Origin of the sequence: Bartonella elizabethae F9251 = ATCC 49927, assembly GCF_000518165.1 — a bacterium.
In the GTDB taxonomy this organism is placed as follows: domain Bacteria; phylum Pseudomonadota; class Alphaproteobacteria; order Rhizobiales; family Rhizobiaceae; genus Bartonella; species Bartonella elizabethae.
In genome coordinates, this window is record NZ_JADB01000008.1 from 38366 (window position 1) to 61516 (window position 23151).

Annotated in this window: 11 protein-coding genes; 6 read left to right on the forward strand and 5 right to left on the reverse strand. The window is 40.7% G+C overall.

Features of this window, described 5'->3' with window-relative positions:
* Positions 1-329 precede the first annotated feature (329 nt).
* Positions 330-2525: a primosomal protein N' gene (locus T429_RS0106360; RefSeq protein WP_005774936.1), complete on the reverse strand. Its 2196-nt coding sequence runs from the start codon at positions 2523-2525 to the stop codon at positions 330-332.
* Positions 2526-3267: 742 nt separating this feature from the next.
* Here T429_RS0106360 and fsa point away from each other — a divergent pair.
* Positions 3268-3921, forward strand: coding sequence for a fructose-6-phosphate aldolase (fsa, locus tag T429_RS0106365; protein ID WP_005774538.1), 654 nt, complete (start codon positions 3268-3270; stop codon positions 3919-3921).
* Here fsa and T429_RS0106370 read toward each other — a convergent pair.
* Together T429_RS0106370 and leuS are read right to left on the reverse strand one after the other, a co-directional pair.
* Positions 3918-4532, reverse strand: coding sequence for an LPS assembly lipoprotein LptE (locus T429_RS0106370; RefSeq protein ID WP_005774537.1), 615 nt, complete (start codon positions 4530-4532; stop codon positions 3918-3920). The genes fsa and T429_RS0106370 overlap by 4 nt on opposite strands.
* Positions 4519-7173 (reverse strand): leucine--tRNA ligase, encoded by a 2655-nt coding sequence (leuS, locus tag T429_RS0106375; protein WP_005774536.1) that lies wholly within the window; start codon positions 7171-7173, stop codon positions 4519-4521. The genes T429_RS0106370 and leuS overlap by 14 nt, the downstream gene beginning before the upstream one ends.
* Positions 7174-7349: 176 nt before the next feature.
* Here leuS and T429_RS0106380 point away from each other — a divergent pair, with 176 nt between their 5' ends.
* The 5 genes from T429_RS0106380 to T429_RS0106405 all read left to right on the forward strand — a co-directional run bounded on the left by T429_RS0106380 (position 7350) and on the right by T429_RS0106405 (position 14595).
* The gene (locus T429_RS0106380) at positions 7350-8039 is read left to right on the forward strand and encodes a YggS family pyridoxal phosphate-dependent enzyme (RefSeq protein ID WP_005774535.1); all 690 of its coding nucleotides are present in this window, start codon (positions 7350-7352) and stop codon (positions 8037-8039) included.
* 1862 nt (positions 8040-9901) lie between these two features.
* Positions 9902-11845 carry an acetate--CoA ligase gene (acs, locus tag T429_RS0106390; protein WP_005774532.1) on the forward strand — a complete coding sequence of 648 codons (1944 nt, stop codon included), beginning with the start codon at positions 9902-9904 and terminating at the stop codon, positions 11843-11845.
* Positions 11846-12319: 474 nt separating this feature from the next.
* Positions 12320-12979 (forward strand): cell division ATP-binding protein FtsE, encoded by a 660-nt coding sequence (gene ftsE, locus T429_RS0106395; RefSeq protein WP_005774531.1) that lies wholly within the window; start codon positions 12320-12322, stop codon positions 12977-12979.
* Positions 12972-13925: a cell division protein FtsX gene (locus tag T429_RS0106400; RefSeq protein WP_005774530.1), complete on the forward strand. Its 954-nt coding sequence runs from the start codon at positions 12972-12974 to the stop codon at positions 13923-13925. Before ftsE ends, T429_RS0106400 begins: the two co-directional genes overlap by 8 nt.
* Positions 13912-14595: a YdcF family protein gene (locus tag T429_RS0106405; RefSeq protein WP_005774529.1), complete on the forward strand. Its 684-nt coding sequence runs from the start codon at positions 13912-13914 to the stop codon at positions 14593-14595. The genes T429_RS0106400 and T429_RS0106405 overlap by 14 nt, the downstream gene beginning before the upstream one ends.
* 460 nt (positions 14596-15055) lie before the next feature.
* Here the strand turns inward: T429_RS0106405 and T429_RS0106415 are convergent, their stop codons facing one another.
* A complete protein-coding gene (locus T429_RS0106415) occupies positions 15056-20011 on the reverse strand; it encodes a DEAD/DEAH box helicase (RefSeq protein WP_005774528.1) in 4956 nt (1651 codons plus the stop codon).
* 1154 nt (positions 20012-21165) lie between these two features.
* On the reverse strand, positions 21166-23151 hold the full coding sequence (locus tag T429_RS0106425; RefSeq protein ID WP_005774526.1) for a MacB family efflux pump subunit: 1986 nt from the start codon (positions 23149-23151) through the stop codon (positions 21166-21168).

A 23151-nucleotide genomic window follows, 5' to 3' on the forward strand; every position in this document is an offset into this window, starting at 1 on the left:
AATCAATATGTTGTACGAATAAGGGTGATGTCTCTGTTGATTTATTAAGCAAGATATTTCCCCCCGGTGCACGAGCTTGATGTAATACACGCGCATAACATTCTGCGGCTTGGTGCTGTTGTGCGACACAATCAAAGAAGCAAACCGCCCATAAGGAGACAAATGATAATATTGGCGTGCTGCAATCTCCCGTGTGTAAAAATCTTCTGGTTGGCATGAAAGTAAAGCTTTTATGACCGGATGGATCGGATTAATCGATTTGCAATAATCTAAACTTTCCAATCCAATCCCCCCTCTTCTTCCAATTACTTGAAAGAGAAATTTGATTTTTAAAAAAAGCTTTGCGGATCGATATCAATTTGAACCCGAACAGAACTGGGCATTTTGGGGGCATTGCTCAGCATTGCCCGAATAAACCCTTGTATATCAAAAGAGCGCTGACCTTGCAATAAAAGCCGAAAACGATAACGCCCCCGAACCAGAGCCAAAGGCGCCTCTGCGGGTCCCATAACTGAGATATTTTTCTCCCGCGGTGCGGCTTGACGGAGTGCTCGCGCATAATGTTCTGCAGCTTGGCGCTGTTGTGCCGAAACAATCAAAGAGGCAAGACGCCCATAGGGGGGCAAATGATACTGTTGACGTGCTGCAATCTCCCGTGTGTAAAAATCTTCTGGTTGGCATGAAAGTAAAGCTTTTATGACCGAATGATCGGGTTGATAGGTTTGCAATAATCCTAAACTTTCCAATCCTACCCGCCCTGCTCTTCCAGTCACTTGAGAGAGAAGCTGGAAGGTTCGTTCACTGGCGCGTAAATCACCATTGGCAAGACCAAGATCAGCATCAATAACCCCCACCAAAGAGAGCTTGGGAAAATGATGTCCTTTAGCGACCAACTGTGTCCCAATAATAATATCCACATCACCTTTGGCAATGGCTTGCAATTCGCTTCGCAACTGCCCAATCCCCCCTTTGAGATCTGTTGAAAGAATCAATGATCGCGCCTGCGGAAAAAGCCCTTGTGTTTCTTCTGCAATTCTTTCCACACCCGGTCCACAAGCCACAAGATGGTCTAATGTTCCACATTCAGGACAGGCTTCTGGAAGGGATTGATGATAGCCACAATGATGACATTTTAATTGCCCTTGCGCACGATGTTCGACCAACCAACTTGAACAATCGCGACAATGAAAACGATGTCCGCAAACTCGGCATAAAGTTAAAGGCGCATAACCACGACGATTAAGAAAAAGCAGCGCCTGCTCGCCTTTTTCAAGCGTTTGTTTTAAAGCCCTTTCAAGGGCAAAGGAAATAAAGCGCCCCTTTTGCACTCCTCCTTGGCGCATATCAATGACCCGCAACTGTGGAAGGGCAACTTCTTTAAAACGGGAAGGTAAATGCACCTTTTGATAACGCCCTTTTAAAACATTGGCTTGGCTTTCAATTGACGGTGTGGCTGAGGACAAAATAACAGGAAAATGCTCAAAAGAACCCCGAGCAACAGCCATATCACGCGCGTGATAAAAAATGCGCTCTTCTTGTTTATAAGCACTATCATGCTCTTCATCGACAACAATCAAGCCAAGCGCATGAAAGGGAAGAAAAAGTGCCGAACGAGCTCCCGCAACAACACGCACCCGCCCTTCTGCAACTTGTCGCCAGACACGTTCTCTACGACGCGGTGTCAAATCGGAATGCCATTCTGCTGCCGCAGCGCCAAAGCGTGCATAAAAACGATCTAAAAACTGCTGTGTTAAAGCAATTTCCGGCAATAAAATTAAAACTTGGCTACCCCCTTTGAAAGCTTGAGCAACCGCTTCAAAATAAACTTCTGTCTTTCCAGAGCCCGTCACACCATCGAGCAAAAAAACTTGAAACTGAGAAGACAAAACACCTTCCCGCAACAATTTTGCTGCTTCACTCTGTGCCCCCTGCAACTGAGGAGGACAAAAATCAGGATCGGGCATGCTCACAAGATCAGGAGCAGGAATTTTAACATCTTCAAAAATTCCTAGTGCTTTTAAACCTTCAACAACAGACACAGACGTTCCAGCCGCATGCGCAAGACCAGAACGTGTCCAGATCTTCTCATTGCGCACCAATTCCAAAACCCGTAAGCGGGCTGGTGTAAGACGTTCCACATCTCCCCCACAATAGCGCAGTCCCAGCATTTGCGCTTCTGGCTCTAAAGCAGCCGGTACAGACAAAACCAATCGTGCAACAAGACCAAAAGGTGTCATGGTATAACGGCTAACAAACCGCAAAAATGCAATCATCTCTGCCTTTAATGGCGGACAATCAAAAACATGTAAGAGAGAACGTAATTTTTCACGCGCCACCGAAGCAGTTCTTTGCCCATCTTTTGTCTTCTCCCCAACATCCACCACAAAACCGCAAAGCTCACGCCCCATCACCGGAACCCGAACAAAAGAACCAATTTCCACTTCCATAGAAGACGGAACTTTATAACTATAAGCATACGCAACAGGAAGAGGAACCAAAACAGAGACAACCTTTTCCTCTATCATGTTTGAATTCACCCTTTTAACCAATCCACCCCCCCTTATCTACAATCCTTTTGTCTACGATCCTCTTGAACACTAACAACTCTACCCCTTATCTTTAAACACTCTTATAAAATTCATTGCAGGTAAAATTCATGGCGGGCCTCAATCACTCCCCTTTTCACAACAAGCTTCTCCCAAAAATTCTCGTTTAAGACGCATTCCATCACCAAAACACCAACAAAAGAACCAATCTCATCCTCTCTAACAAAAAAACAGCACCATTCTCCAGTGCCAATTAAAATCCATCACAATTAAGCATTCCACACAACATTATCACTATTATCACTGCACTCCTTTGCAATCCCATAGTGTAACCTCATGCCAACATACACATTTTTATTTTTTCCAGCTCAACGCTCAACTTATTCTCAATAGATTGATTTATAAAGATAAATTATTTTACATATCGTCATAAAAACGTTCAATACGAGAATTTTTTCGTTATAAATAAATTCTTTGAACATAGAAAAAACTTCATGCGTAAAACACATACTTTCTTCAAGGGTAATTTATGACACAAAAATCCATTCACTGACCCGCGATCTTCCTTTCCAGAAAGCGGGCATAATAAACATCATAGCATTCTTATTCTTTCTATTAAATTCTTGCTCTTGCTTTTGTAGTCAACAATAGCGCATAACAAAAAAACAGACGACAACATGAAAAGCTTTGAATAAAAAAGCTAAAGAAGAAGAGGTTAGAGATGAAATTTTTTGTGGACAGCGCCAATATTGAAGAAATCCGAGAATTACAGAATTTAAGCCTTGTTGATGGTGTGACCACCAATCCCTCTCTTATCCTCAAATCAGGACGCAATATTCTTGAAGTGACAAAAGAAATTTGTAGTCTTGTCAATGGTCCTGTTTCTGCTGAAGTTGCCGCAACGGAATTTGAAAACATCATGAAAGAAGCGGCTGTTTTAGCAAAAATTTCTGATAATATTTGCATCAAGCTTCCTTTAACACTGGATGGATTAAAAGCTTGTAAAGCCCTTACAGCCGAAGGACTAAAAACAAATCTCACCCTTTGTTTTTCTGCCAATCAAGCTTTACTTGCAGCCAAAGCAGGTGCAACATTTGTTTCGCCTTTTATTGGGAGACTCGATGATTGCGGACTCAATGGAAGTGAACTCCTTCATGAAATTCGCACAATTTATGATAACTATAACTTTAAAACACAAATCTTAGCCGCTTCAATCCGCACCGTTAACCATGTAAAAGAAGCAGCCTTAAGCGGTGCTGACGTTGCAACCGTTCCACCCGCAATCTTAAAAGCCCTCGTCAACCATCCGCTTACAGATAAAGGGTTACAAATATTTCTCAACGATTGGCAAAAAACAGGACAAAATATTGCCTAAGAACTAGAAGTTTTATTGGAAAGATCTCTAGAAAGTAACAAAAAAATCTGTTCAGCCAGCTCTTCTGCCACACGCTTTTTTGCATCTTCTTCTGCTTCTATCGTTGCATATTCTTGACGAAGTCGCTCAAAAGATGCATTCATTATTGCTGTTCCCTTTGCAACAGGTCTATTTTTCATATCCTGCAAGGTATAGGAAGCTTTGCTCATAACAGTTCCAACAGAAGGACGCCCCTTTCTCTTTTTCTCAAAATCAACCTCTATCTGCATTGATTCTCTTGTCAAGACGGATATCTGCAATGCCAATCGATAAGCCGGTTGAGAAGGTTTACCACCCTTTCCATACAATAGAAACAGCAGATGATTGCGCACCATTTGTCCAAAACGATCCGAAGGCTCTTCCAAAACAATAGAGCTAAGCTTTGCTGAAAGCCCCAAAGAAGCTTGCTCAGAAAGAGAATTCTGATGCGCGTAAGACCCCTCATAAACAGCAGAATTCATTACTCTTAAACTCTGCGACTCTTGACGGTAGAGTGGTTCAACTTTGCATCCATACAACAGTGTGAAGACACCCGCTAAAACAACAAGCAGAAAACTTTTAAAGAACGACATTCACAATCCTTTGTGGAACAATAATGATTTTTTTCATAGGTTTTTCACCCAGCTGCACTTGGACGAAATCTAAAGCCAAAACCGCTTCTTTAATCATTGTCTCATTCGCAGTTGCAGCAACGGTGACCTCACCGCGTTTTTTACCATTAATTTGTACCGGCAAAGTATAGCTTTCTTCAACAATTAAGGCGGGATCATAGACAGGCCAAGCAAGTTCAGACATTAAAGTTTTCTCCCCTAAAGCCGCATGGCATTCTTCAGCTAAATGGGGCATGATCGGTGCAATCATAGCAAGGAAAAAATCCATAGCTTGACGCAAAGCCGCTTTCATTTCATCCTCAACATCTTCTACCTTATTTAACAAAGGTGCCATAATATTCAAGAATTCATAAAGACGTGCAATAGCCCGATTAAAAGCAAATTTTTCTAAATCATCTTCGACAGCGTGAAGCGTGCGATGTGCAACCTTTGAGAGTTCCAAAGCTGTCCCCTGATGCCCTGCACAAGGGGCGACATCCCTTAAAACAGAAGCACTCAAAGCCACATGGCGCCAAACACGCTGGACAAAGCGATGCGCACCTTCAACACCCGATTCTGTCCAGATAACATCTCTTTCCGGCGGTGAATCAGACAACACAAACCAGCGTACCGTATCAGCGCCATAGGAGGCAATAATATCATCAGGATCAACGACATTCTTTTTTGATTTTGACATTTTCTCAATCAAACCAATCGTCACTTCACTTTGATCGGTCAATTTATAAGCGCACCGTTTTCCATCTTTTTCAACAATCGAAATCTCTGCTGGAGAAACCCACCCTTGATCATCGCGATAGGTTTCATGCACCACCATGCCTTGCGTAAACAACCCCTTAAAAGGCTCATCCACACTCACATGACCAACCAGTTTCATAGCACGCATAAAAAAGCGCGCATAAAGAAGATGGAGAATAGCATGCTCAATTCCACCAATATATTGTTGCACAGGCAACCATTCAGCGGTTGCTTGTTTTTCAACAGGTTCTGCGGCAAAAGGATTCGTAAAGCGCGCATAATACCAAGAAGAATCCACAAAAGTATCCATGGTATCGGTTTCGCGTTTGGCAGATTGACCGCAGGAAGGACAAGCAACAGCTTGCCACCTTTCATGGCGTGCAAGAGGGTTTCCCGGCTGATCAAAAGTAACATCATCAGGCAATACAACCGGTAAATCAGAACGGGGGACAGGCACAACACCACACGTTTTACAATGGATCATCGGAATGGGGCATCCCCAATAACGTTGACGCGAAATTCCCCAATCACGCAATCGAAATTGCACTGTTTTTTCTCCCTGCGGTTGCCCATTGAGCAGTTGCCCCTCAAGCCTTTTGGCAGCTTCCTCAAAGGCTTGTTGGGGCGTCAAGCCATTCAAAAAGCTGGAGTTAATCATCACCCCATCACCCACATAAGGTGTTTCAGTAATGACAAAATTTTCTTTCTTCGTCCCTTTTGGCAAAACCACAGGTTTTATCGGAAGATCATATTTACGCGCAAAATCGAAATCTCTCTGATCATGGGCTGGACAGCCAAAAACAGCCCCCGTTCCATAGTCCATCAACACAAAATTAGCGATATAAACGGGGATATGCACCGCCACATCAAAAGGATGTACTGCCACAAGCGATGTGCGAAACCCTTGTTTTTCCGCTGTTTCAAGGGCTGCTGTTGTTGTTCCACCACTCCGACAACTCTCAACAAAAGCTGCCAAGGCTTTGTCTTTTTTTGCAAGAGCTTGCGCAATGGGATGATCAACAGACAGAGCCAAAAAAGAAGCACCAAACAGGGTATCAGGACGCGTTGAATAACAAACAACCTCATTAAAGGACTGACAAACATCATGAGCATCCCTTGCATCATCAGCTGTTGCCTTTAAAGCCCAACGAATCAGCAAACCTTGGGATTTTCCGATCCAATTTTTTTGCATCGTACGGACTTTTTCAGGCCATTGATCCAGTTCTTCAAGTCCTGCGAGTAAATCTTCACTAAAATCGCTAATTTTGAAAAACCACTGGGTTAATTCCCGCTGTTCCACCAACGCGCCCGAACGCCAACCCCGTCCATCCACAACCTGTTCATTGGCCAAAACCGTGTGGTCAACGGGATCCCAATTGACCTTAGCCACTTTACGTGTCACCAACCCCTTTTGATAGAAGTCAAGGAACAGCATTTGTTGGCGGTGGTAATAGTCCACATCACACGTTGCAAATTCCCGTGTCCAATCGAGTGAGAGTCCTAATTGCTTTAATTGCCCCCGCATGACGGCAATATTTTCATAGGTCCACGTTTTAGGATGCACTTTACTTTGCAAAGCAGCATTTTCAGCCGGCATTCCAAAAGCATCCCAGCCCATAGGATGAAGCACATTAAACCCCTTTGCGCGTTTATAGCGTGCCACCACATCTCCCATGGCATAATTACGCACATGCCCCATGTGAATACGGCCTGATGGATAAGGAAACATCTCTAAAACATAATATTTTTTACGACCATTTTCCCCTACAGTCTGAAAAATTTTCTTTTCATCCCAAATTTCTTGCCATTTTTTTTCTCTCGCACGTGGATTATAGCGTTCACCTATCTTATAATGCTCAAATGTCATTCCCATGATACTCTTTTAATAAAACTGAACCAAAAACTTGTTTTATTATGCTTGACCATGGATTAACCTCATCGTCAACATTTTCGTGCAATATTTCCCGAAGTATTTTATAAAAATAACCACCCCCTGAATAAAACTTGTATAAAACTTGAATAAAAACGGTAAAGCACAAAAATATGAAGACACACACACGCCCCCAAGGCTCTTCCATTGAAGCATGGCAAAACCTTCAAAAAGACATTGCAGCAACATGCCAAGAGCTCCAACGCCCTGTGGAAGAAGTTGAACTGATTGCTGTTTCAAAAACTGTTTCTGCTGCTGATATACGTCCCCTTTTGCAAGCTGGTCACTCTCAATTTGCAGAAAATCGTGTGCAAGAAGCAGCACAAAAATGGCTGGAGTTACGTCAACAATTTGAAAATATTAAACTTCATCTCATTGGTCCTCTACAATCCAATAAAGCCGCTGAAGCTGTTAAAATTTTTGATGTCATTCAAACGGTTGATCGTGAAAAAATAGCTAAAATTTTGGCAGAAGAAATGCAAAAACAAAAAAAGCATCTCCCCTGCTATGTTCAGGTCAATATTGGCTTAGAGCCACAAAAAACTGGCATTTCGCCGCAAGACGTGATCCCTTTTGTTTCTCAATGTAAAAACAACTATGAACTTGATATTATTGGTCTGATGGCCATCCCTCCTGTCGACGAAAACCCTGGACCCTATTTCGCCCTATTAGCAAAACTAGCAAAACAAGCCGGTCTTCTAAAGCTTTCCATGGGCATGTCTAATGACTTTAAAACAGCCCTACAATTTGGCTCGAATGTCCTTCGCATTGGCTCTGCTTTATTCGGCAAACGCCCTGTATGAAGTCATTCCCTTTCATATAAATTCATTCCCCCTTCATATAATTCCCCTTGAAAACTCTCCGAACAAGCAAAAAACAACAGACATGAGAAAAAATATTCCCCTCAATAAAAGAGCAACTCTAACAGAAAACATTCCCGTCTTTCTTTCACCCTATGAGCAAAATGAACAGAAAAACCGCTCTTCAGGAGATTCTCACCAGCCCATCTTCAACCCATAAAATGACTTCAAGGCAATTTCTGCTTTAGCTTTCAGGGTTCTTCACCTTGACTCTGTGCTTTATGAAGAGGTAAGCTGGCGCCATTCTACACTTCTTCCCAATGTTGTGACAACCATTAAACTATTGAAACCGCTTTATAAAAGGTATGTCTTTCTTGTACAGTTTTACGCCACGCAAGGCTTCCCCTCTTGTAACGTGAAAGCAAATGGTTTTGATTGATTCACCATGGAAAAGATTTGAAATGAGAGAATAATCTTGCGAAATTCAAGGTTCTAATTCAAGATAAATAACGATATATTATCATTATAAATCAATATATTAAATTATTTAAAAACACCTCCTTCTCCCCCTCTCCAGAAAAAAGGAAAGAACTATTTTTAAAGGAAAAGTGATAAGAACAATAAAAATAAGTTGCGCATTAATGGAAAAGGATTGCACAATAAATAAAAGAATATTCCAGTTGCCGCGATAATTTTCGTTAAAAATGCATTCTATTCAGCTTTCCGATACGCGCCCCTTCAATGCTGTCAAGCGGCAAAGAAAAGCTTCGAAGACGAACTCTAAAAACCAATGCGCTAAAGATGTTCTGCATCCGAGAAAATATAGAAAATTGTACTCAACACCAAGAATGCCATTATTAAGAACAACAAAGGCTTTCTACACACTGTATGTAAAATACAGGGCGATATTTATCTGAAAAATAAAAGCCCCTCATATGTAAGTGCAAAACACATACACACAAAACAACGGCAACAAAACTAAATTCAATAACAGACTCATTTCCTTTTAGACTGTTATAAATCAAAAAAATACTAACTTCTTAGATACATAATTTTCTAAATTTAAGTTTTGTCTACAATTATGGTTGAGATGGACTTCAGAGATATTTATACTTTATAATCACACGTATTGTAATTTGGATTTCGTAATGTCAGATTTTTCTTATAAAATCATTGAATCACTTATAGCGACGTTTTTCTTTGGTTTTTTATATATGTTTTATTATAGATTTATTTATTATAATAGTTGGAAAGATTCTCTAAAAAATTCATTATTAATAAGCTCTATATTCTTTATGGTTAGTCTTTTACTTAACTATATTGGTTTATATCAAATTGTGAGAAATATTTTATAATGAATATTCTTTATTAAATTATAAGACTGTTTTGCATGCTTATTATAATTACTCCTATAATTGCCCTTCCTTTTAAAATATTCAGTGGTATGGGATGGAAGTTGTCTATTATAATGGCATTATCGTCAGTTATTATGTTCATTATGTCTAATTTTTTGTGTAGATAATTTGGTTTACATTAATATTTAGTCAATTTATTCTTTTAAAATGAGTGAGTACAAAATAAAAATATTCTCATCAAAAAAGCACTCTCATTCCCTCTCCTAGGGTGTTTTTTTAACATCTTTATGCTTTTGTTAAAAAGCTCTGTACGACAATAGGTTCTTCCGCATTTGCGTGCCCTAAATGAGCATAAGTTACTCATCTGAAGACAAACGTATCAGATTTTTAAAATTGACTATTCCAATCTTTGTCATTTAGTCTACCCTCACAATGAAAAGCTTATGGGGAAGTTTTGCCTAAAAAATACTATGGCTGATTTTTCCAAACAATAAATTAAAAGAGGGAAGCATGACTGAAAAAATTTATCCGATATCAGAAGAGATCAAAAAAAATACTTTACTCAATGAGGAAACTTATCAAAAATGGTATCAGGAAAGCATTAATGATCCAGAAAGCTTCTGGGCAAAACATGGTCAATGTATTGAATGGTTTAAACCTTTTACAAAAGTAAAAAACACTTCTTTTAATGATGATGTATCAATTCAATGGTACGAAGATGGGATAACAAATGTTGCCTATAATTGCATTGATCGCCACCTGAAAACCGATGGAGATAAAATCGCTCTGATTTGGGAAGGGGATAACCCCTATCATGATAAAAAAATAACATATAATGAGCTTTATGAACATGTTTGTCGTTTTGCCAATCTCTTAAAAAGCCGTGGCATTAAGAAAGGCGATAAAGTAACCATTTATCTTCCCATGATTCCCGAAGCAGCCTATGCCATGCTCGCCTGTGCCCGCATTGGTGCTGTTCATTCGGTTATTTTTGCGGGCTTTTCTGCTGAAGCCATAGCAGGACGCCTTGTTGACTGTGAATCAACCTTCATTATTACCGCTGACCATGGCTTGCGTGGTGGCAAAAGGATTAACTTAAAAGACAATGTTGACCATGCCATTGAGATTGCCGCCCGTCAAAATGTGTGTGTCGATCAAGTTATGGTTATACGGCGAACTTGTGGACCAATTGATTGGGTAGAAGGGCGTGATTTTTGGTACCATGAAGAAATTGCTCATGCCAAAACAGACTGTCCAGCAGAGCCCATGAATGCTGAAGATCCACTTTTTATTCTTTATACTTCAGGCTCAACCGGCAAACCCAAAGGTGTGTTGCATACCACAGCAGGTTATCTGGTTTTTGCTGCAATGACCCACAAATATGTTTTTGATTATCACCCCAGTGAAATTTACTGGTGTACAGCCGATATTGGTTGGATTACGGGGCATTCTTACTTGGTTTATGGACCTCTGTGCAACAAAGCCACCACTTTAATGTTTGAAGGCACTCCAACCTTTCCTGATAAGGGTAGATTTTGGGAAATTGTTGACAAACACCAAGTTAATATATTCTACACCGCACCAACTGCTATCCGCGCCTTAATGGGAGCAGGTAATTCATTCGTTGAACGCTCGAAAAGGACATCCTTACGTCTCTTAGGAACTGTAGGGGAACCGATTAATCCAGAAGCATGGGAATGGTTTTATCACACAATTGGAAATGACCGTTGTCCGATTCTCGACACATGGTGGCAAACAGAAACAGGGGGACATATGATCACCCCCCTCCCCGGTGCAATACCCCTCAAAGCAGGCTCAGCCACACGTCCCTTTTTTGGTGTTCAACCCCAAATCGTTGACGCTGAAGGAAATGTTTTAGAAGATGAAGCAGAAGGCAATCTTTGTATCAGTGATTCATGGCCCGGACAAATGCGCACGCTCTATAAGGATCACGAGCGCTTTATTCAAACCTATTTTTCCACCTATAAAGGAAAATATTTTACAGGCGATGGCTGTAGGCGCGATAGCGATGGCTATTACTGGATTACAGGACGGGTTGATGACATTCTCAATGTCTCAGGGCACAGATTAGGAACCGCTGAAATTGAATCTGCCCTTGTTTTACACCCTGCTGTTTCAGAAGCCGCTATTGTAGGTTACCCACATCCCATTAAAGGACAAGGAATTTATAGTTTTATCACCCTCATGGAGGGGCAAAAATCCAGTGAAGAGTTGTGCAAAGAGCTGATTAAACATGTCAGAAAGGAAATAGGCTCTATTGCCATTTTGGATAAAATTCAGTTTGCTCCGCAACTTCCCAAAACGCGATCAGGAAAAATTATGAGACGTATTTTACGCAAAATTGCTGAAAATGATTTCAATAATTTAGGAGATATTTCAACCCTTGCCGAACCACAAGTTGTTGAAGATCTGATTGCCAACCGACAAGATTAAGAAAACACGACAAAATACAACCATACGGTGGTTTTTATTTTTTCCTCAAATATTTCGGCATTATTATGAAAACCACCGATAAGAAGAAAAACTTCCTAATTGGAATATACTCTTAATGGGAATATGCATGTGAATAAGAAAATAAGATAAAAAGAGCAACAGAGCTTTTCTAAAGTGCCTTTTTAATGGCTTCATGCCCCCCTCAATGCCAAAAAGTCTCTGAGCAAGAAGAAAAGATAATTCTAATGTTTATGCTAGAATCACTTTGAAATTCCTGCTAAAATCATAAATAAAGGGAGAAAGAGCAAGTATAAATGATAATATTTTTGAGCAAGAATATTGGTCGATAACAAAAGCGCAGAAAAAACCATGAAATCTAAAATGAACAAGCTTACACCAAAAGCCTAACGCAACGAAAAGACAAAATTTTTTAGAATAAATGCTACAAGATAAAATCAGGAGTAAGAATAAAAAGTGATTCATTTTGAAAATGTCGGTCTGCGCTATGGAATGGGCCCAGAGATCCTTCGTGATATTAGCTTTCATATTCCTGCTGGATCATTTCAATTTCTCACGGGAGCCTCTGGAGCGGGTAAGACATCATTGATGCGTCTGATGTTTTTAGCACTCAAACCAACGCGTGGTCATATTGATTTATTTGGAACAGACACAGCCTTACTCAGACGACAAGAGCTCCCAGCTCTGCGACAACGTATTGGTGTGGTTTTTCAAGATTTTCGTCTCCTTGACCACATGACCACTTATGAAAATGTCTCTTTGCCCTTACGTATTAAAGGGCAAGAAGAAGCAACCTATCGCAGTGAAGTAGAAGACCTTCTCTGTTGGGTAGGTCTTGGCGATCATATTCATGTTTTACCACCGGTTCTTTCCGGTGGGGAAAAACAAAGAGTCGCCATTGCGCGCGCGCTTATTGATCAGCCTGAAATTCTTCTTGCGGATGAACCAACAGGAAATGTCGATCCGCCCTTAGCAAAACGCCTGCTGCGCTTGTTTATTGAATTAAACCGTTTTGGAACGGCTGTCATCATTGCCACCCATGATATCGCCTTAATGGAACAAGTTGCAGCACGACGTATGCTTCTCCATAATGGACGGATGACGATTCATGAATAAATTGTTCTCCATTTTTACCGGCAATAAAAAAAACACAACGGCGATTATTCCCAGTAGCAACATTTCTGGACAAGCGCTGGTCGCCGTGATTGCTATTATGACATTTCTCTCAAGCCTCACCTTAATTGGTGTTGATTTAGTCCAGCGTTCTGCCAAAAATTGGAGCAATCAGATTAGCTATGAAGCTACAATACAAATACGCCCCATTGACAATGTTGATATCAACAAAGCACTTCATGATGCCGTAACATTGGTTAAAACCTTTTCTGGTGTACAAGATGCAAAAATTGTTGACCAAAACGCCACCGAAAAGTTACTCGAGCCATGGCTTGGAACAGGTTTTAATTTGAACGAATTGCCCCTTCCCCGCCTGATCATTGTCACCTTAAAAGAAGATGAGACAATCAATTTTGCCGCCATTAATCATGCCATTAAAACTCAAATTCCAGGCGGTCAATTTGATGATCACCGTGTTTGGGTCCATCGTTTTGCAACCATGGCATATACCACTGTTTTTATTGGTTTTTCAATTTTAGCATTGGTTTTAGGCTCTCTTATCCTCACCATTGTTTTTGCCACCCGCAATGCATTGGCAGAAAATGCCCATATTATCAATGTGTTATATTTTCTTGGTACTGAAACCCTTTTCATTGCGCGTCAATTTGACTGGCATTTTTTTAAAAATGCGCTGCGCGGTGCTTTATATGGTGGTCTCACAAGTATATTTCTGTTCTCAACCCTTTGTCTGTGGACAAATTATAACTTAGGAAGAGCAGAAGCCAGCCAAGTAACCGCTTTATTTGGACATATTTCCATAAATTCCATTCCTTATGGAAAAATTATTCTCCTGATTATTTTTGTTTCTTTTCTCACCACTTTGACAAACCGCATGACTATTTTAGCGCAACTGAAAAAAATCGATCAATGTGAAAATGGTTTATTTTAATTTTATGACTCACAACAGCTCCAACTCATTGACTCAAAATAATTTAGAACGTCCTGTTTCAAAACAGCCCTACCATAGCTGGTCTCCCCGCCGTTTATTTCGCTATTTTCCACCCACAACCCTTACTCTTGCCGTCATTGTTTTCATTTTTTGGGGTGGTTTTATTATTTTTTCTGAAAAAACCGAACGGCTTTCTCCCCCAACGCCTCTTCCCAAAGCCGATGCCATCATCGTGCTTACAGGTGGAGAACACCGAATAGAGACAGGACTTCATCTCTTACAAAAAGGGCTTGGTTCACGACTTCTCATCAGTGGCGTAAACGCCTCAACCAATCTAAAGGGTTTTATGCATAATATGCATATTAGCCCACAGCTTATCTCCTGTTGTATTGACATTGGACACCAAGCAATTAACACCAGAGGAAACGCCGAAGAAAGCGCCGCTTGGATTAAAAAGCACCACTATAAGACCCTTTATATCGTCACCCATGATTACCACATATGGCGCTCAATGCGTGAACTTAAATATCTCATGCCTGATATCCATTTCATTGCTTATCCTGTGAAAAAGAGCGATGCTGAAAGTACAATACAACAGATCAAGCAAGCCCGCATTCTTATAGTCCAATATATTAAAACGCTCCAAGTCTATATCAGAACCGCCTTCTGATTTCCCTCCTGATCCTTTATTCTGGTACCCTTAAATCTTGCCACTTTCTGACCATTTCCTAGTATTTTCTCCATACCCTTCTCACGGGATTCCTCCATAAAGGTTTGACAAACAAATCCTCCTGCCAAGCAAACGCCCCAATACACTTATGCATTCATTACAACACATTGATTTATAATGATTATCTACCATAATTTATCTTAAATAAGAGTTTTAAATACCGTAAGATTCCCTTTTTTCAGATCTATTCTCTATTGAAACAATCAAAACTGTTTTGTTACACATCACAAGAAAAGAGAAGCTGCGTGGCATAAAACTGTCCCAAAACAGCATGCCTCTTATGAAAAGTCTCAAGTGCCAAGGGCTTATCACAAAATTGGGGGCAGTGGATAATGATGCTGGCTTGGATCACGCTCCCTTAAAGAAGAATGTTTTATCACCACCCCCAAAGACTCTCATTTTACCGCACAATGGACAACTGAACCTTTTCAGTTTCTCGCACTTCCAATTTTGGAAGATTACGCACAATTTTCATGGTTTCTAAGCTTACCGTAATAACCCGTTGAAACAATTCCAAAGGATAGGCTGGATTACCCACCGTCTCAACAGCATAACGATTAGCATCATTCACAATCCCACTTGCTTTATCTGTTTTGACAATCTGCCGCTCCATCACCCATTCAAGAGCGGACCTCCCATTCACCACATAGTCATAAGCTTCAAGGGGAATATTCTGCATGGTAATATTGCTATTATAAACCACGGTGCTTTTATCAATAGCCCCGCGCTTACCCGCAAATTTCATCGCTTGAACACGATAGAAACTCACCGCATCAGCAATCACCCAAGTTTTTGGATCCCCCTGTTTATAGGTCACCGGATAGGGCTCAACCTCTTCATAATTCATGTGCAAATCGCCAAGCTTTCGCCCTGCTGTTACAAAAGCCCAAAAGTCTTCTGCTTTTTTAACCGTTGGAATCCGTGGCAATTCTTTAGACAGATTATGCGCATAACGCTTGCGATAATCCTCAGAATGCAAAATCCCATAGACATAATAAAACAAATCATCTTTTGTAATCACTTCACTAGGATAGGCTGCCTTAAAATGTGCTAACCCTTCATCTGTCAGTGCATCACGCCGCTGCAGACCAGCTTTTTTGTTTTCCTCTGCAAAATTTGTAAATAAATGAGCCTGATCCTCATCTTTATCCTCTAAAGACTTAAAATCCTCATAAACATACCGTGGAAAACATTGACCATTACTTATTACCTGAATATCAAGCAAAATCCTACTCATTAAAACAGAAAAACCATTGTTTGCTCCAATTCCCGTAACTTGTATCACCCTATTTTCAACAGCTTTTTCTAGAGGAAAAATACGCGGCATTTGATATACTCTCTCATTGAAAGCACGATTATAATAAAGCCACTGTCGTGTAAAAGGACGATACAAACTCTGAACTAAGCAATCACTCTCAAATTTGAAAAACTTCCCCCTTATTAATTCTTCTTTAAGACTACTACTCCAACTGATCTTTTTAGCATCTGTATTGACAAAACCATTCATAATATCCGCACGCATTTTACGATCAAAATGTGAAGCATTAAAACGTTCTACTTCACTATTATAGAAAGCAATCATATGATTCATATTGTTTGCCAGAGCTTCACGACTTGAATTATAGGCCCAAGCACTACGATTAGTTGAAATACCAAGTGAAAAATTTTCAAAAAGTCTTTTATCACTGCCCTTCTTATCACCTAAGGCTAGAAATTTTTCAAAACTTTCATCACGTTGATTAATCCAATCGCCGTGTTCATCTGGCGTAATCATCTGCCAGCCAAGTTCACGCTTAATGCCACCAATACTACTCAATCGCTTAAGCTCACAGAGTTTTTCTTTTGTCGTGAGATTATTGCCAATATCATGATAGTAAATTTTACAAGGTCCTGTAGCATTGGGATTTTTAACAAACAGCGTCACCGCAATTCCTGTCATGCTGCCACTACCGAAAACATTTTGCCCTTCTTGAGCGCGCCCTTTACTCATCATATTTTTACGAATATCGCCCCGTAAATTGAGAACATAAATGTTTGAGAATTCCTCACTCAAATTTTTTCTGAGACCATCCATCGCTAATTTTTCAACATAACCTGACCCCGTCACAAAACCAATAACACCACTTTTCTTTATGCGATCACTTGCCCAGCGAATAGCACGAATATAACTGTCATAAAGCCTATTAACATTACTTGCTTTGGATTGAACAGCATAGGTTTCACGGATACGATGATCCAATTTAGGATAGCCAATATTTTTCGCATTATCATTTTCATTCTTTTGCCCAAAAGAATAAGGAGGATTGCCTACGATAACACGAATATCCAGTTCCTTCTGGCGTGACCTGCGGGTGCTGTTAGCCGCTAGCAAATCGCTAATCAGATCTTTGTCTTGCTCATACAACTGAAATGTATCGGTCAAGCAAATCCCCTCAAAGGGAACATAATCACCCCCCATCAAACCATGATAGGTTGTTTCAATATTAATGGCTGCGATATAATAGGCTAAAAGCACGATTTCATTGGCATGAATTTCATGACAAAATTTGTGCTTCATTTCTTCTGGTTTGATCAAGCCTGATTGCAAAAGCCGTGTGATAAAAGTCCCCGTTCCGGTAAAGGGATCCATGATGTGCACCCCCGAAGAACCAAGGGTTTGGCCAAATTCTTGTTTTAACACATCATTGACAGAATGAATGATAAAATCCACCACCTCCACAGGCGTATAAACAATGCCGAGTTTTTCTACTGTTCGCGGAAAAGCATAACGAAAAAATTTATCGTAAAGCTCGATAATTAACCTCTGCTTTGCTTGTGGATCGGTAATACCACTGGCGCGTAATTTTACACTGGCGTAAAATTTCTCAAGATCTTTGGATTCCTTATCAAGATTTTCCTCATCAAGCACATCAAGCATCTGTTGCATAGCACGCGAGACAGGATTTTCACGCGTAAACTGATAACCTTCAAACAACACCTGAAAAACAGGACGCGTGATAATATGTTGTGCCAACATCTCAATCGCATCAGCCTCTGTAATCGTATTGTTTAAGTCATCACGCAATTCTGCTAAAAACTGATCAAAAGCTTGACGCGCCCTCGTCTCTGGCTCTGCCAGAATCCCTGTTAAGCGCGTGATATGATTTTTAGCAATTTCCGCAATATTGCTCGCCCAATCTTCCCAATAATCCCGTGTCCCGCATTTTTTAACAATCTTAGCCATGATGGCACGCGAAAGCTCATCCACAGAGAAGGAAAGCTGCCCTTTGTTCTCATCTATAAAAAGCAAATCACGCTCAGGACTTCCAATGCCCGATCGTGCCGGTTGTGAGCGGACCGGAAGACTCTCGACAACAGCTGTCACAGCCTGTAACTCAGTACTCTGTGTCACCCCAATAATCTCAATCACATTACTGATATCTTGCCCCAAGGATGCCTTATTAATCGTCGCATCAAAACGATCATCATGGGCGCGCAAAGCATTTAAAATTTGCCAAACAACCCGATATTTATCATTGTTGTTTAAAGCCTGTTCTGCTGGCGTATCAAAAGGAACACCAATGGGCAAAATGACATACCCCATCTTTTTGCCTTCACTGCGACGCATCACCCGCCCAACCGCTTGCACAACATCAATCTGACTCTTGCGTGGATTTAAAAACATAATGGCATCAAGAGCTGGAACATCCACCCCCTCAGACAAACAACGGGCATTAGTCAAAATACGACAAACCTCATCACCACTATCCGCTTTCAACCAATCAAGCAGTGCACCACGATCCTTGGCATTAAAAGTACCATCAACATGTTCAATTTCACACTGCAGAAAATTCTCATTTTCCGTATTCCCTTGCGTATACTCAAGATATTCCTCAACAACCGCAGAAAATTCATCACGGACCAGTTTAGAACTGCGAATATCTTTACAAAACGCTAAAGCACGATGCATGGGATATTGATCCATACCAACATCAGCCTTCATATCCTGTTTTGTCAGCGCCTTATAACAACCAATAATCTTCGTAGCATCATCAAGAATAAGCGCAGACTCGCTATCACTAAGACGCTTTTGAACAGCGGAACTGACGAGTTTTTCATCCACAGCTAAGACAATAACCTTATAGTCCGTTAAAAGGTCATGCTGTACAGCCCATGAAAACCCTCGATAAAAAAGTGTTTTACCAAAAAGCTTTTCATCATCCATCGAAGCAAGAACGGCATTGGCCTCATGTGCGCGACTTTTTGCGTTATCCCCAAAAATGCGGGGGGTTGCTGTCATATAAAGGCGTTTTTTAGCACGAATAGCATCATTGGAATGCACCTTCACAAAATTGGATTCATCCTCCCCCTCCAGCGTTGCCCCTGTTGTACGATGCGCCTCATCACAAATGATCAGATCAAAGGTGGGAAAACCATAGTTTTTCTGGGCATCTGCAATCACCTGAATGGATTGATAGGTTGCAAACACCACGCTCATCTCATCTGCAACAGTTTTGCCCACCTGTTCTGCCAGTTTTGCTGCATCGGTTGTCGCTGGAAAAGCAAGATCACACACATCAATTTCTGCAACATCATCACTATTTTTACGACGCTTTCCCACTTGTGTATCAGAACAAACCGCAAAGGAACGTAAATCAATTTCTGCATCCGTCGTCCATTCACGCACCGTCTGTGACATCAGTGCCAAGGAGGGCACAAGAAACAAAACAAACTTACCTTGACCGGCTAAATCTTCAGCAATTTTAAGACTGGTAAATGTTTTACCGGTTCCACAAGCCATAATGAGCTTACCCCGATCAGCCTGAGCAAGCCCCGCACGCACAAAACGCAATGCCTCCCCCTGATGGGGACGGAGTTTCTTTTTACCCTCCAACGCAATTATGCCTTTGGCTGCAAAAGTCTCCCAACGAATTGGACTTTTTTGCATATCGGAAAGATTAATCCGTATCACAGGAATTTTTTGCCCCCGTATCATTGTTTCAGCATTGTCAGTCCAAGCATTTATAGTGCTGTCTATGATCACACGCTGCTTAAACGGTTCTTTCCCTGATGCTGAAATAAAACTATCAATATCTGCTTTTTTAATCCGATAGGATTCATCATAAAATTTACATTGGATTGCCGCAAAACCATCTTCATGACGAAGCTTTGCCACCAGATCAATCCCAGTATCACGACCATCCCAGCCATTTTCGTGCGCCCAATCTTTAAAAGTTTGAACCTTTTCATAACACTGAGACTGGAGAGGGTCATGGGTCAGATAAGCAAGAGCCAAACGCTCAAAATACGTGCCCTTATCCCGTTCAGTACGCGCTTCCTCACGATAAGTCTGTAAAAGCGATTGTAGCGTCGTCATGCTTCCCCCCCCCAATTTAAAATACCTTCAATTATCGAATCTAGACCAATTCGTCAATGCCTCTTGTGTCACCCCCAAAAGGTTTAAAATATCTTAATTTTAAGATGTTCTTTCTATCCTTGACGACATGATATGAGGAAATCTCTTTGCCTCCTACCAAACTATCTAATGAATTGATTGCATGTCTCCTCTCTTATGGAAATAAAAGGAAAGTCTGATGATTTTGAAAATATTTTATTGTCTTTTGTAAAAGACACAATAAAGTGCGCAATAATTTTAGGATTGAACTTAAAAAAATGAGAGGGGGAAATGGACACGACATCTGTAAACACACAAGACACTAGGAAAGAAACGCCCCACACAAAACGACACATTCTAAGAACGATAACGCGTACAATATTCAACATATTAATTTTTTTCATCTTTCTTTTTCTTTTGTTCTTTCGTGGTCCGATTCTTGCTGTATTAAACTTTCTAGCGTTCGGATCAGCTTTCTTTTTACTTTTTTTTATTGTGGGGAGTATACTAGGAGGGCTAGGAGAAACAACATCAGAAAACACCATAATAGTCATTGTTGCGATTGTCTTTTTTTTCGGCAGCTTATCTGCAGCTTGGTTTTACGATACCCTCTTATTCCGTCTCGCTCCTGCTAAGTATGAGATTATGCTTTTTCAATAAATGAAAGCCCTTTTCATTCACACGTCATTCAAGATGAGAGGCTTTCCACCTCTCAAGCTTTTTATCCTCCTCACCAAAATTATGAGATCAAACCGGCATTTTATGAAGTTGGTTTTTAAAGTCTCCCCTCACGAAAACACCGATAGCATCCTTGTCTCAGATAACCAAAATAGCTTGTTATCCCGGACCCAAAAATAAGAAGATGGAGAAGAAAAAAGTAATGTCTTAAATAAATAGTCTAAAGAAAGCTGAGTTACGCGCATGAAGGAATGGAAAATGCCTTTTATGAAGAGTTTCAAATCTCAACTCTTCTTATGCCAACGGCTGTAGCAATATTGGAGAGCAATATCTGATGATTCCAGTTATGCTCCTGATCAAGCATAAAGATAGCGGATCATTAACGTTTTACATCCATGTTTTCCTTCACCAATACTTCATCCGATAGAACAATAAACATGCCCTAGGTTGATGAGCACTTAATCCCGCGAGAGTGCAACAACAGGATCAAGCCGTGAAGCTTGTCGCGCTGGCGAAAAGCCAAAACATACCCCGATGAGGGTGGAAAAAGTAAGAGATAGAATGATTGAATCCATCGTATAGACGAGGTGAATAGGCGCCTTAAACAACAAAAACAAACCACCGATAGAAAGCCCAAAGAGAACGCCCAATCCACCACCAATGACACAAACCAAAATTGCTTCAATAAGAAATTGCTGCAAGATATCACTTTGGCGTGCGCCAACAGCCATACGCACCCCAATTTCATTGATCCGTTCAGAAACCGTAACCAACATGATATTCATCACCCCAATTCCCCCTACAATCAGTGAAATTGCAGCAATGGAAGACACTAAAAGCGTTAAAATATGTGTGCTTTCCATGATACGATCACGAAAAAACTGAGAACTTCTAATGAAAAAATCCTCTCCACCGTGGCGCATAATAAGGAAACGCTTCACCATATTCTCGGCTAAATTTGAATCAATATGATCAGCAATCTTCACAGTAATGGCCCGAACTTGAGTTGTACCAAGAAAACGTGTTTGTAAAGTTGTATAGGGCAAATAAACCTGCAACGTATTTGAAGACCCTCCTCCCATATGTTGAGGATCGACCACACCAATAATGCGCGCAGGAACATTACCCAAATGAACAATTTTCCCTATGGGACTCCCATGACTATGAGGGAAAAGCACCGAAAGTGCTTCCTTTTCGATAACGAGATCAACCGCCCGCTCATGCACACTTTTTTGATCAAATAACTGCCCTTGAACCGCTTTAAGTCCCTGTGTTTGAAAATATTGTTCTCCTACCCCAGAAATGACAGCATTGACTTCAACTGCACCAAAACGAACCATAGAACTTGCTGAAATCTGAGGTGTTACACCAGAAATATAGGGTAATTTAGAAAGGGCTTCTGCATCCGCTTCCACCAAACTGGTTATTTTCTCTGCTTGTGGATCAGAGAGGCTTTTTCCAGGCAAAATGGTTAATGTATTAGACCCCAAACTTTTAAAATTATCCAGTATTTTTTCCCGCGTGCCATTTCCCAAAGCAACCATGGCAATAATCGCTCCAATACCGATAATCACCCCAAGCATTGTTAAAAAAGTTCGCATACGGTGTGCATTCATAGCCAGCAATGCCATGACAAATGCTTCACGAAAACGTTCAACAAAAGAACGAAAAAAACCCAATGTTTTTGGATCTTTCATATTTTCTTGTTCCTGAAGAGGTTGAACACTCGTTTTTGTTTTTGCACTTTTTGAGAGCTTATCAGCAATAATTTCCCCATCACTGATTTCAATAATACGATCTGCTCTTTTAGCCACCTGCATATCATGCGTTACAATAATAATGGTGCGCCCTTCTTGATGAAGCTCATCCAAAATACGCAACACTTCTTGCCCACTCTGTTTGTCTAGTGCACCGGTTGGCTCATCGGCAAGAATAACCTCCGCATTATTCATCAATGCCCGCGCAATAGATACCCGTTGTTGTTGCCCTCCTGAAAGTTGATTGGGACGATGATTAATTCTCTCTCTCATACCTAAGCGTGTTAAAAGGGCTTCTGCACGTTTTTTTCTCATATCCGGTGCATAACCTGCATAAATAGCTGGAATTTCAACATTTCCAAGGGCGGTTAATTCATTCAACAAGTGATAGCGCTGAAAAATAAATCCAAAATGATTGCGTCGTAAAGCTGATAATTCATCAGCAGAAAGAGAAGCTGTTTCTTTTCCTGAAATCCAATAACGCCCAGAACTTGGTCGATCAAGACACCCCAAAATATTCATCAGTGTGGACTTTCCAGAGCCAGAAGCCCCCACAATTGCCACCATTTCTCCACGTTTAATGGTCAAATTGATATCCTTTAAGACAGTAACAAATGTCTCACCCGCAGGAAATGTGCGCACAATATTTTCTAAAACGAAAACAGCCTCTGCTTTTTCTGTTTTCAT